The organism is Shewanella halotolerans (assembly GCF_019457535.1).
GTDB classification, from domain to species: domain Bacteria; phylum Pseudomonadota; class Gammaproteobacteria; order Enterobacterales; family Shewanellaceae; genus Shewanella; species Shewanella halotolerans.
In genome coordinates, this window is the sequence record NZ_CP080417.1 from 3,669,726 (window position 1) to 3,682,832 (window position 13,107).

Consider the following 13,107-nt stretch of genomic DNA (forward strand, 5'->3'; position numbering starts at 1 on the left):
GCCCCTTGTGGCTGGCACAAAATGGTCTGGCCTAGTTGTATCTGTCATAACATAGTCAAAAATCAGGGTGTTGGAAAGCTGCACTAGCAGCTAACATCGGCTCCTAATGCCAGATCCTAGTACCAGCTCTTAGTACCAGCTCCTAGTACCAGCAAAGAGCCGATTAATAACAAGGCCTTGCCATGGCAACGCCACAAAACAGAAAGGGCGCCTCCAGTGAGAGACGCCCTTTGTTTACCAATAGCTGTTACTACTCGCCAGCCTTGAGCGCCGCCAGTCTGGCCTGCAGCAGCTGGTTCTCCGCCTCGATATGACGATAGAACTCCTTGTCGGCCAGCTTAGATGCGGCCGCCTCATCGATCACCAGCACGGCGTCGCGATGCAGCTGCAATGCCGATGCCGGGCAGGCAGCGCTCAAGGCGCCCTCTACCGCGGCGCGAATGGCGTCGGACTTGCTCTCACCTGTGGCCAGCAACAGCACCTTCTTGGCATCTAAAATGGTGCCTATCCCCATGGTGATCGACAGGTGGGGTTGATATTCCCCCTCGGCGAAGAAGCGTGCATTGTCCTCGATAGTCGCCTGGGTCAACGTCTTGACCCGGGTACGCGACATCAAGCCAGATGAGGGCTCATTGAAGCCGATATGCCCGTTGCGGCCTATACCGAGCAGCTGAATATCTATGCCGCCGGCGGCCTGGATCTGCGCCTCATAGGCCTCGCAGGCGGCGATGGGATCTTCGGCATCCCCCGGCGGCACATGGGTGTTGGCCTTATTGATGTCGATAGCATCAAACAGTTGGCTATCCATAAAGTAGCGATAGCTCTGGGGATGACTCCCCTCCAGCCCCAGATATTCGTCCAGGTTAAAGCTGGTCACGCCCTTGAAGGAGACGGCGCCCGCCTGATTGGCGGCCACCAGGCGCTGATAGAGAGACACAGGGGTCGAGCCAGTCGCCAGCCCCAGCACAGAGTCCGACTTACGCTTAAGCTGATTGATGATGAGATTGGCACCATATTCCGCCACCTCGGCGCTATCTTTTAGAATAACAATTTGCATGATTTGATTCGTCTCGGCCCTGGTAGTTAACGCCCTCTCACGGCAGCTGACAGCAGCAGCTCAACGCGCCGATGAGAGAAATTAACATTACTATAACCACAAATGACAGCGTTGTCATTATTAATCTGACCATAAAAACGCCGCGCCATTCGTGGTAAACTGCCCCGGCCCATTACCACAGAGAAGCCCATGTCAGCGCGTATGCCAACAAAAGTCACGCCTATAAAAGTTACCCCAGATTCAATTGAACAGACTCAAGGCGAAGCCCAAGAACAGATGCAATCTACTGGGCAAACAAGCACGCCTGCCCAACACTTCATGATCTTTAAGCCTTACGGCTATCTGAGCCAGTTTGTCGGCGAGCGCCGTAAACGTAAGCCTTTACTTGGTGAGCTGGCCAACTTCCCAACGGATATCATGGCGATCGGCAGGCTGGATCATGACTCTGAGGGATTGCTGCTACTGACCACTGATGGCAAGACCAGCCATGCGGTGCGCAGCAAGTCGATCGAGAAAGAATATTATCTGCAGCTCGATGGCGAGATCACGGAGCAGGCGATATTGAGGCTCTGCGAGGGGGTTGAGATAGGCATCAAGGGCGAGAAGTATCGCACCCTACCCTGCCGCGCGCGCCGCCTCGACCAGGCGCCAGACCTACCGCCGCGGGGACGCAAGATCAGAGACGCCCGCCACGGGCCTACCAGCTGGCTGGCGATCACCATTACCGAGGGCAAGAATCGTCAGTTGCGTAAGATGACCGCCGCCGTCGGCTTTGCCACCCTGAGGCTGGTGCGGGTACGCATAGGCGATATCCACCTGGGTGCGTTGCAGCCAGGCGAAGTTAAACCGCTCGCGACACTAGGCTAGGCGCTAGCCCAAGAGCAAATCTAAATACTAACCCTAGGGCTAACCTAAGAACTCGGCCAGCTCCTCGACCACTCTTGGCTTGCTGTAGAGATAGCCCTGGGCCTGATCGCACCCCGCCGCCTCGAGGAAGGCCGCCTGCTCCGGCGTCTCCACCCCTTCAGCTATGATGCAGAGGTTCAGCGCATGGCCAAGGGCGATCACCGCCTTGGCGATTGCCGTGTTGTTGCCGTCTCTGGGAATATCACGGATGAAGGACTGATCTATCTTCAGCTTATGTATCGGCAGGCGCTTCAGGTAGTTCAGCGACGAATAGCCGGTCCCGAAATCATCCACCGACAGCTCGACCCCGAGCTCGCCCAATTGTTTAAGCACCTCGATCACCGCCAGGGGATCGGACATCATGCAGCTCTCGGTGACCTCGAGCTCAAGGTATTCGGGCGGCAGCCCAGCCTCATCGAGCACACTTTTAACCTGGGCGCAAAACTGTTTCTGCTGCAGCTGAGGCCCGGCAACATTCACCGAGATGCGACCAAAACGCTTGCCCTCGGCTAGCCATTGGGCGCCCTGGGTGGCCGCCTGCTTCAGTACCCAGAGGCCTATCTCGTTGATCAGACCGATATTCTCCGCCACCGGAATGAAGATGGCCGGCGAGATAGTGCCAAGCTGTGGGTCTTCCCAGCGCAGCAGCGCCTCGAAGCCGACACACTGACCCGTGCTCAGCGCCAACTTGGGCTGGTACACCAGGTAGAAGGCATCCTTGTTGATGGCATCGTGCAGCGCACTCTGTAGCTTGAGATGCTCCACCGAGGCCAGGGTTAAAGATTGGGTATAGAAGGCGTAGTTGTTGCGGCCATTGGCCTTAGCCCTGTGCATGGCGGTATCGGCGTTACGCAGCAGGGTGTCGCCGCTCTCGCCATCACCCGGGTAGATGGCCACCCCCATGCTGGCGGTGAGGCGCACGCTGCCCTCGTCATCCAGCAAGAAGGGCGCGTCGAAGGCTTCGCGCAGCCGGCTCACCATGAGGGAGACGCTGTCGTCACTCTCCACATGGGGCAGGACGGCGATAAACTCATCACTACCCAGCCTAGCCAGAGTCGCCTCTTCCCCCAGCTTCTGTCCCAGGCGTCTGGCGACCTCCACCAAGATGGCATCGCCGGTCACATGGCCGTAGCTGTCATTGATATGTTTAAACAGATCCACGTCGATGAAGATCAGCGCCAGCTCAGTCTCTTCACGGGCGGCGTGTCTCAGCTCCTGCTCCAGGTTGGCCGACAGCATCATACGGTTAGGCAACTTGGTCAGCGGGTCGTGGTACACCAACCGCGCCAGCTCCTTCTCGCTCTGCTTCTGGGCCGAGATATCGGCAAACACGGCGACGAAATAGCGCACCTGATGATCGTCGCCATACATGGAGCTGATGGTAAGCTGCTCTGGATAGATGGCGCCGCTCTTACGGCGGTTCCAGATCTCGCCGTGCCACTTGCCGTTGGTCAGCAACGAGCGCCAAAGACGCTCGAAGAAGGCCTTGTCGTGACGACCAGAATTTAAGATGCGCGGGTTTTCCCCCAGCACCTCGTCGCGGCTATAGCCGGTGATCTCGGTAAAGGCGCCATGAACCTCGACGATATTGCCGTTGGCGTCTGTGATCACCACCCCTTCCACCGAGTTCTCGAAGATGTTAGCCGCCAGTTCCAGCTGTTCCTGGGCCGCCTTATGGGAAGTTATGTTACGGGAGATGCCGATCACCCCTTCGAGAGTGCCGTCAGGTGAGACGACGGGGACCTTAGTGGTCTCCAACCAAGAGTTGGACTGGTCGATATCTTTAGCCTCGCACTCTGCGGCCGTCACCTGCACGCCGCGCACGATTGACTCATAGTCCCCCTGAACAAACTCTTCGGCCAGCTCTGGGGAGAAGATCTCATCGTCGGTGCGATTGAGCAGCTGCTCTTTGCTGCGTCCCCAGGCGATCTCGACGCTCTGGTTGATCAGCACATAGCGACCCGCTACATCCTTCATCCACACATGCTCAGGCAGGCTGTCGATAAAGAGTTGCAGATCCACATTCGGCGCCGCTTGCGGCGCTATCTCCAGTAACTGCTGACGATGGGTCTGATAGAGATTTACCAAGGTATATTGCATCGCCTGACAGGTCAGCTTGACTTGGGTATTTAGCCGCTTGTCGTGGTTAGGCTGTTCGTTTGGCACCAGACACAGGGCGCCATAGAGGGCCTGGGAAGGCCAGAAGAGCGGATGCAGTATGATACCGCCAACATCCACAGGTGCACGGGGATGATGAGGATGTTCGATATAGTCGCGAAACAGGCTGAGTCCCTGGGCGCATAGCTGGGCGATACTCTGGCGATGGACCTGATTGTCATCGCACAGGCTTAGCTGAGGCGTCAGACCATCAGTGGCCGTGAGGGCCAAGAGGAAAAGACTGCCGTCAAATGCCAGGGCTAAGCTCTCTAACGCTTCCTGCCAATCTTGTAACGCTTCATCTGGAATCTTGATATCTATCACTATCCTACTCCGAGAGCGACGACCGAGTGTCACTATCCCTGAATCCTTTACGCTAGCTTATCGCCAATTAGTCGCAATGGACACCTGCAAATGCGATAAATTAACCTTAATTTAACAAAAGTGTGTTAGTCCCGACAAAAAATGGCGCAGGCAGCGGCCCAACCCATCTTATACTAGAAATCAATTAATTTATCAGTGGTTTAATCTAAAACTCCATCTCAGACGGTCATTTTAACTGCAAATGCCGCAGATAAAAAAACCAGCCTTGAGGCTGGTTTTTTCTTAAGCGTTGCCTGCTTATCCCTGAGGACGCATCGCCGGGAAGAGGATCACGTCACGAATGGTGTGAGTGTTGGTAAACAACATCACCAGACGGTCGATACCAATACCCTGACCGGCAGTCGGTGGCAGACCATGCTCCAGCGCCGTGATGTAGTCGGCGTCATAGAACATGGCTTCATCGTCGCCCGCATCTTTAGCATCTACCTGCGCCTTGAAGCGCTTGTCTTGATCTTCCGCATCGTTCAGCTCGCTGAAGCCGTTGGCCACTTCGCGACCACCGATGAAGAACTCGAAACGGTCGGTGATGAAGTGGTTTTCATCGTTACGACGGGCCAGCGGCGAGATATCGGCCGGGTAGCCAGTGATGAAGGTAGGCTGCATCAGCTTAGGCTCGGCGGTTTCACCGAAGATCTCTTCCAGCAGCTGACCACAGGTCCAGAACTTCTCGATAGTCATGCCCAGGCTCTTGGCTAGGTTACGCATAAACTCGACGTCTTTAACCTCTTCATAGGTCATAGACTGAATCGTCTCGTTGTCTGGGTTGTACTTCTTGATCGCATCCAGCATGCTCAGACGCTCATATGGACCGCCGAAGTCGATAGTGTGATCGCCGTATGGCAGCTTGGTATCACCCAGCAGATCTTTGGCGATTGACGAGAGCATCTCTTCGGTCAGATCCATCAGATCTTTGTAGTCGGCATAGGCCATATAGAATTCCATCATGGTGAATTCTGGGTTATGGCGTGGCGACAGGCCTTCGTTACGGAAGTTACGGTTGATCTCGAACACGCGCTCGAAACCACCTACCACCAGACGCTTGAGGTATAGCTCAGGCGCGATACGCAGGTACATCTCGATATCCAGCGCATTGTGGTGAGTAATGAAAGGACGCGCAGAGGCACCACCCGGGATGCTGTGCATCATAGGGGTTTCCACTTCCATGAACTCTTTGCTTACCATGAAGTTACGGATAGCGGTTACCACTTTAGAGCGCATGATGAAGGCCGCACGTGACTCTTCGTTCACGATGAGATCTACATAACGCTGACGGTAGCGGGTCTCCTGGTCGGTCAGGCCGTGGAACTTCTCGGGCAGGGGACGCAGCGCCTTGGTCAGCAGCTGGTACTCTTCCATGTTGACATAGAGGTCGCCCTTGCCAGACAGGTGCAGCTGGCCGGTAACACCGATAATGTCACCGATATCCAGACCTTGATACTTGGCCTTAAGATCTTTCTGAACGTCTTTACCGGCATAGGCCTGGATACGACCGCTCACATCCTGGATCACCAGAAAGGGACCACGCTTAGCCATGATACGACCGGCGATAGAACGCTGGACATTCATCTCTTCCAGCTCTTCCTTGCTGTATTGACCATACTCGGCCTGGATGTCGGCAGCCTTATGTTTTCGATCGAAGTTGTTCGGGTGACCGTTAGCAGGGCAAGAAGCGCGAACGTGATCTAACTTGGCACGGCGCTCTGCAATTAACTTGTTTTCGTCTTGAGTTTGTTCAGTCATCTTCTTCTCTCGTTAAAGGCCAGATTTCAGGCTAGCTTCAATAAACTTGTCCAGATCGCCGTCGAGGACGCTCTGGGTATTACGGTTTTCCACGCCGGTACGCAGATCTTTGATACGGGCATCGTCCAGCACGTAAGAGCGGATCTGGCTGCCCCAGCCGATATCAGACTTGGCGTCTTCAGCGGCTTGCTTCTCGGCGTTTTGCTTATGCATTTCCAGTTCGAACAACTTAGCTTTCAGCTGTTTCATCGCCGTGTCTTTGTTCTTGTGCTGTGAACGATCGTTCTGGCATTGCACCACGGTATTGGTCGGCAAGTGGGTAATACGCACCGCAGATTCGGTACGGTTAACGTGCTGACCACCAGCGCCCGAGGCGCGGTAAACGTCGATGCGCAGATCCGCCGGATTGATATCGATCTCGATAGAGTCGTCGATCTCCGGATAGACAAACACAGAGCAGAACGAGGTGTGACGCTTACCCGAGGAGTCGAACGGCGACTTACGCACCAGACGGTGTACCCCAGTTTCGGTGCGTAGCGACCCGAAGGCGTACTCGCCGGTAAACTTGATGGTGGCGCCCTTGATACCGGCGACATCGCCGTCGGTGACTTCGATAAGCTCAGGCTTATAGCCCTTGGCTTCGCCCCAGCGCAGATACATACGTAGCACCATGTTGGCCCAATCCTGAGCCTCGGTACCACCAGAACCCGATTGAATATCAAGGTAGCAATCAGAGGCGTCGTTCGGACCCGAGAACATGCGGCGGAACTCCAGCTCTTCCAGGCGCTTCTCTAGACCAGCCAGCTCGCTGTTGGCGTCGTTGAAGGTGTCTTCATCTTCCTCTTCGACCGCCAGCTCCAGCAGGCCTTCCACATCCTCTAGGCCACTGTCCATATCGTCTATGGTCTTGACCACGGCCTCGAGAGAGGCGCGCTCTTTACCCAGGGCCTGAGCATTATCGGGATTGTTCCAAACGTCGGCGCTCTCTAGCTCTCGACTGACTTCTTCTAGACGCTCACTCTTGGCATCGTAGTCAAAGATACCCCCGAAGAAGTTGGGTGCGCTCGGCCAGCTCCTTGATTTTAAATTTAACCGGATTTACTTCAAACATGACTCTTTCTACTTAAAATTCGATTGGCAGGAATGCAAACGCGGTATTTTAACGCAATCGCCCCAATTCGCATAGGGGCACACTCAGTCTTATTGAGCGAATTTCATCGCAAAAAACAGCATTATTGCTCCCAATGACTCGACGGGAGAATCCCCACCCCTTTTCGACAGGCTGGCTATAATGTTCAATATGAAACAGACGAACCAATGCTGCTATCACGAAGACGAAGGTTTCTCCTGCACCGAGCCAGCCGAAGCCTCAGGGCTCTGTTATTGGCATGATCCTAAAATCATTAAAGATAAGCCGGAAGATGTCGCCCGTCTGGAGGCCTTCGCCCGCAACGGCGGCATGCTGCGGGGCATCTCCCTCAAGCGTGCCAACCTGCCCGGCATCGATCTGGTGAGGCACCATCAGAAGACAGGCTTCGACATGAGCCACGCCGAGCTGTACCGCGCCAATTTGCAGGGGGCGCACATGTTTAACCTCAACCTGCAACACGCCAGCCTGATGAAGGCAGATCTACGTGAGGCCAATGTTCACTGCGCCAATCTGGTGGGCACCAACCTGCTGGGGATCAAGTGGAACGGCGCCAAGATAGAGAACATCAATACCGGTAAGCTCCTCAGGCAGGAACGCCTGGCCAACGAGGCAGAGAGAGTGGGCGAAACCGAGATCGCCCTCGACTATTTCGAACAGGCAGAGGAGATCTACCGGGATCTGCGCAAGGCCGCCGAGCGTGAAGGTCTGTTTGCCATGGGCGGCGACTACCTGCGTAAAGAGCTCACCATGCGCCGCCATCAGATGCCCAAATACAGCTATTCCCGCGCCCTCTCCAAGATGATCGACATCTTCTGCGGCTATGGCGAGGCGCCCACTAGGGTGATCGGCTTCTCCATGGGGCTCATCTTCGTCTGCGCCCTGCTCTATCTGTTTACCGGTCTCAACTATGACGACAATATTCATGTCTTCAACTGGCAAAACGATCTCACCACCAACCTGGCACTCTTCTTCAACTGCATCTATTACTCGGTCGTCACCTTCACCACACTAGGCTATGGCGACTTCACCCCCATTGGCTATTCCCGCGCCATCGCTGCCGTCGAGGCCTTCACCGGCAGCTTTACCATCGCCCTGTTCGTGGTGGTGTTCGTTAAGAAGATGACCCGCTAAAACCAGAGTGTGATCCACCTCAAATCACACTAATTCCGCCACGGTGCAAGCCAACAAACTCAGCACAATTTGTGAGCAGCACTGCAAATGCAGCACAAAAAATCACTACTAAGACCTGTGGTGAAAAAGCCTCTGGGTATACTCAAGCAAACCTTGTTTCGCTAATTTACGATAAGCCTCTTTACCCATAGGCAGTCCATAAAAAATCATCGACGAGACCAAGGTAGCCAAGCTCAAGCTTAGATTCTAATAAAAGGTCCCTACCATGATAGAACTCACCTTCGACGGCCAGGTCGTCAAAGCCAACCGGGGCGAAGATCTGCTCACCTGTGCCAAGGCCGCAGGCATAGCGATCCCTAATTTATGTCATCTGGGCAAGCAACTGGACGACAAACTCGCGGGCAAACAAGACTGTAACCTCTGCTATGTCGAGGTACGCGACGAAAAGGGCGACTTTCACACAGTCAAGGCCTGTAAGACACAGGTCGAGGCACCGCTCGAGGTGATCACCCATTCGGCCGCCCTCAGCAAACGCCGCCAAGCGGCGCTGAAACACCTTTTGAGCGACCACTTCGCCGACTGCGAAGCCCCCTGCCAACAGGCCTGTCCGGCCGGCGTAGACGTGCAGTCCTATCTGCTGCATATCGCCCAGGGCAACCACAAGAAAGCGGTCAAGGTGATCAAACAAACCCTACCGCTGCCGCTCTCTATCGGCCGTGTCTGCCCGGCGTTTTGCGAATCGGCCTGTCGCCGCGGCGAGCTGGATGAGCCCCTGGCCATTCGCCAGCTCAAGCGTCACGCCGCCGATCTGGATCTGGACAGTGAAGACACCTATGTGCCGCCCAAGGCGCCCGCTACCGGCAAACGCGTCGCCATCATAGGCAGCGGCCCGGCGGGGATCAGCGCGGGTTACTACCTCTCTAACGCAGGTCACGAGGTAACCATTTTCGAGTCCATGCCCAAGGCGGGCGGCTGGCTAAGATACGGTATTCCCGAGTACCGTCTGCCCAAGCAGATCCTGGACAGAGAGATAGACCTCCTGTGTCAAAATGGCCTTGTGATACAGACAGATACTCGCCTCGGCCGAGACATCCACCTCAAGGAGCTGGTCAACCAATTCGACGCCGTCTGTCTCGCCATCGGCGCCCAGAAGGCGGTGCCCATGAACTACCCGGGTGTAGACCTCGAAGGTTGCTATTTAGGCGTGGATTACCTTAAGGATCACTGCACAGACAACAACTACCACACGGGCCAGAAGGTGGCGGTGATCGGCGGCGGCAACACCGCCATCGACTGCGCCCGCACCGCGCTGCGCAAGGGCGCCGAGGTGACCCTGTTCTATCGCCGCACCCGCGACGAGATGCCGGCTGAGGCCTATGAAATAGAGGAGGCCGAACATGAGGGTGTGCGCTTCTATTTCCTCACCAACCCCATCGAAAACCATGGCGACGCCAATGGCCGTATCAATGCCGTCACCTTCGAGAAGATGCGCCTGGGCGAGCCAGATGCCTCCGGCAGACGCTCACCCCAGGCCACGGGCGAGACCTTCACCGAGGCGTTCGATACGGTTATCCCGGCGGTCTCCCAGACACCGGACATGACCTTCCTCGAGCATCCAGAGAGCCAGCTCTCCACCGGCGAGGTGGCCCTGACCCGCTGGAACACCTTCTCCGGCTGTGAACATACTATGTCATCAGGGGTGGAGAAGCTGTTCGTGCTTGGGGATTCGCGCACCGGCCCCGCCACGGCAGTCGCCGCAGTGGCCGATGGTCGCAAGGCGGCTAACGCCATCGAGAAACTGCTGAGCGGCGAGCTGAGCTGTGAGCTGACACCCGCGCCCTTCAACTCCCAGAAGCAGGATGAGCAGAAGCCAGACAGCCGTCACTTCCCTGCCCGTCTGCTACAGGCCAAGGCCAAAATGCCGGAACTCGCCATCAACAAGCGCCTGGATAATTTCGACGAGATTGAACTTGGCTTTAACGATGAGGAGGCGATGCTCGAGGCCGCCCGCTGCCTGGAGTGTGGCTGTCAGGCCAACACTGAGTGTGCCCTGCGGGACTACGCCACCGAGTACCGTGTCGATGGCGCCGCGCTCGATAAACAGGGCCACCGCGCCTTTACCCAAGATGCCAGCACACCTTTTATCAACTTCGACCCCAACCGCTGCATCAGCTGCGGTGCCTGCGTCGCCATGTGCCGCCAGCAGTCTGGCCATCAAGCGATCAGCTTCGAGCCCGACAGCTATCTAGCCCTGCCCCAGGAGATGGCCGCCTCGCACACTCGCCAGGCGCCTCGCGCTGGGTTCAGCGCCACCATGGCCGACAGCCAATGTGTGCAGTGCGGTAACTGTATCCAGGTCTGCCCCACAGGGGCACTGACCGATGCCAGAGACAAGCGTCAGGGGGTTAAACATGAGCTGAAACAGACCTCCACCGTCTGCACTTACTGCGGCGTGGGTTGCCGTGTCATCATCCACAGCGATCCCTTAACGGGCGAGATCAAACGGGTATCGGGCGACAACCGATCCCAGGTCAACGAGGGGATGCTCTGCGTCAAGGGCCGCTTCGGATTCGACTTCATCAACAGCCAGCAACGCCTGACCCAGCCGCTGCTGCGCAAAGATGGCGAGCTGGTGCAGGTCAGCTGGAATGAGGCGATCGACTACATAGGCACCCAGCTAGATCGCATCAAGGCAGAACATGGCGGCGACGCCATCGCCGGCCTGGCCTCGGCCAAGGCGACCAACGAAGACAACTATCTGTTCCAAAAGCTGTTTAGAAGCGTCATCGGCACCAACAACATAGATCACTGCGCCCGCCTGTGTCATGCCTCGACGGTCACCGCCCTGCAAGAAAGCCTTGGCAGCGGCGCCATGACCAATGATATTCCGTCGATAAAATCCTCGGATCTCATCTTCATCCTGGGCTCGGATACCGAGGCCGCCCACCCCATCATCGCCTCCAAGATCAAACAGGCGGTGAACCAACACGGTGCCCGCCTAGTGGTGGCCGACCCCAAACGGGTGAGCATCGCCGACAGCGCCGAGCTCTACCTGCGTCACCGCCCCGGCAGCGACGTCATGCTGCTCAACGCCATCATGCAGGAGATCATCAAGCAGGGCTGGCACGACGAGGACTATATAGACCGACGCGTAGAAGGATTCGACGCACTTCGCGCCGAGGTGATGAAGGACGACTATAGCCTGAGTAACGCCGCCAAGATCACAGGCGTCGACGCCGATGAGATAGCGCATCTGGCGCGCATGATAGGCACGGCAGAGAAGACCGCCATCTACTACGCCATGGGGATCACCCAGCACACCTCGGGACACGACAATGTCACCGCCATCGCTAACCTGCAACTGCTGTGCGGCAACATAGGCGTCGAGGGCGCGGGGATCAACCCGCTGCGGGGCCAGAGCAATGTCCAGGGCGCCTGTGACATGGGCGCCCTGCCCAACTACTTCACCGGCTACCAGAAGGTCACCGACCCCGAGGTGCAAGCCGCCTTCAGACAAGCCTGGCAACAGGAGTGGCTACCGGAACAGATAGGCCTGGCGGCTACCGAGATGATGCACGCCCTGGCCCACGGCAGACTCAAGGCCCTCTATGTGATGGGGGAAAACCCTGTGCTGAGCGATCCCGATCAGGCCCATGTGATGCAGGGGCTGGAGTCGGCCGAGCTGCTGATCGTCCAGGATATCTTTATGACGGAGACGGCCCAGCTGGCCGACGTGGTGTTGCCGGCCGCCAGCTTCGCCGAGAAGCCAGGCCACTTCACCAATACCGAGCGCCGGGTGCAGCGCCTGCAGGCGGCGATTAACAGCCCAGGCCTGGCGCGCCGCGACTGGCAGATCATCACAGATATCGCCAAGGCACTCGGCGCCGACTGGCGCTATGAGAATGAGGAATCGATCTGGCAGGAGCTGATCCGCGTCACGCCCCAGTACCGTGGCATCGGTTGGCAGGACACAGACCCGAGTACGCCACAAGGCCTGCTGGGTAAACATTGGCCCTGCCCAGAGCCTGGCCATGAGGGCACCCGCCTGATGCATAAAGAGCGCTTTACCCGCGGGCTCGGCAAGATGACGCCCGTCGGCTATCGCCTGCCGGCCGAACTGCCCTGCGAAGATTACCCCTTCACCCTCTCCACCGGGCGCCTGTTGGAGCAGTTCCACACAGGCACCCTGACCCGCAAGACGGACGGCCTCAATACCCTGGGGTCGCCCAGGGTGATGATGTCGGCCATCGACGCCGACCGTCTGGGGGTGAACAACGGCGACGTGCTGACTCTGTCGACGAGACGCGGCAGCATCAACATCGCCGCCTTCGTCACGCGCCGCGCCCAGCCGGGAGTGCTTTTCCTGCCCTTCCACTTTGCCGAGGCGGCGGCCAACAAGCTAACCAACAATGTGCTGGACCCTGTGGCCAAGATCCCTGAATTTAAGATCTGCGCCGTCAGGGTCGAGAAGGCCAACGAGGCGATCTGCTGGTCTTAGGGCAAGCTGACGTAGTAAAAAGGCCACAACTCCTGTTGTGGCCTTTTTCTTTGCGGCGAAGCAACTTAAGCGTAATGCTTCGAG

At 57.1% G+C, this 13,107-nt stretch carries 7 protein-coding genes; 3 read left to right on the top strand and 4 right to left on the bottom strand.

Annotation, left to right across the window (positions count from 1 at the left end; translation table 11 throughout):
- Positions 1-250 precede the first annotated feature (250 nt).
- On the bottom strand, positions 251-1,057 hold the full coding sequence (gene nagB / locus K0H81_RS15995) for a glucosamine-6-phosphate deaminase (RefSeq protein WP_220058963.1): 807 nt from the start codon (positions 1,055-1,057) through the stop codon (positions 251-253).
- A 318-nt stretch (positions 1,058-1,375) separates the two neighbouring features.
- Between nagB and K0H81_RS16000 the strand changes: the two genes are divergently transcribed.
- Entirely contained in the window at positions 1,376-1,924 is a 549-nt protein-coding gene (locus tag K0H81_RS16000) for a pseudouridine synthase (protein WP_258406466.1), read from the top strand.
- A gap of 39 nt (positions 1,925-1,963) precedes the next feature.
- On the opposite strand, the gene K0H81_RS16005 is transcribed toward K0H81_RS16000, so the two are convergent.
- From K0H81_RS16005 to prfB, 3 genes are all read right to left on the bottom strand, one after another.
- Positions 1,964-4,444, bottom strand: a complete 2,481-nt coding sequence (locus K0H81_RS16005; protein WP_258406315.1) for a sensor domain-containing protein — start codon at positions 4,442-4,444, stop codon at positions 1,964-1,966.
- A 297-nt stretch (positions 4,445-4,741) separates the two neighbouring features.
- Positions 4,742-6,244: a lysine--tRNA ligase gene (gene lysS, locus K0H81_RS16010; RefSeq protein WP_144203950.1), complete on the bottom strand. Its 1,503-nt coding sequence runs from the start codon at positions 6,242-6,244 to the stop codon at positions 4,742-4,744.
- Positions 6,245-6,256: 12 nt separating this feature from the next.
- Positions 6,257-7,355, bottom strand: a protein-coding gene (gene prfB, locus K0H81_RS16015) for a peptide chain release factor 2 (protein WP_186300663.1) whose coding sequence is annotated in 2 segments (ribosomal slippage) — positions 6,257-7,279 and positions 7,281-7,355 — 1,098 coding nt in all. Because the reading frame shifts where the segments join, the coding sequence is not laid out codon by codon here.
- Positions 7,356-7,544: 189 nt separating this feature from the next.
- Between prfB and K0H81_RS16020 the strand changes: the two genes are divergently transcribed.
- Positions 7,545-8,525 (top strand): pentapeptide repeat-containing protein, encoded by a 981-nt coding sequence (locus K0H81_RS16020; RefSeq protein ID WP_220058965.1) that lies wholly within the window; start codon positions 7,545-7,547, stop codon positions 8,523-8,525.
- A gap of 265 nt (positions 8,526-8,790) precedes the next feature.
- Positions 8,791-13,023, top strand: coding sequence for a formate dehydrogenase subunit alpha (fdhF, locus tag K0H81_RS16025; RefSeq protein WP_220058966.1), 4,233 nt, complete (start codon positions 8,791-8,793; stop codon positions 13,021-13,023).
- Positions 13,024-13,107: the final 84 nt, after the last annotated feature.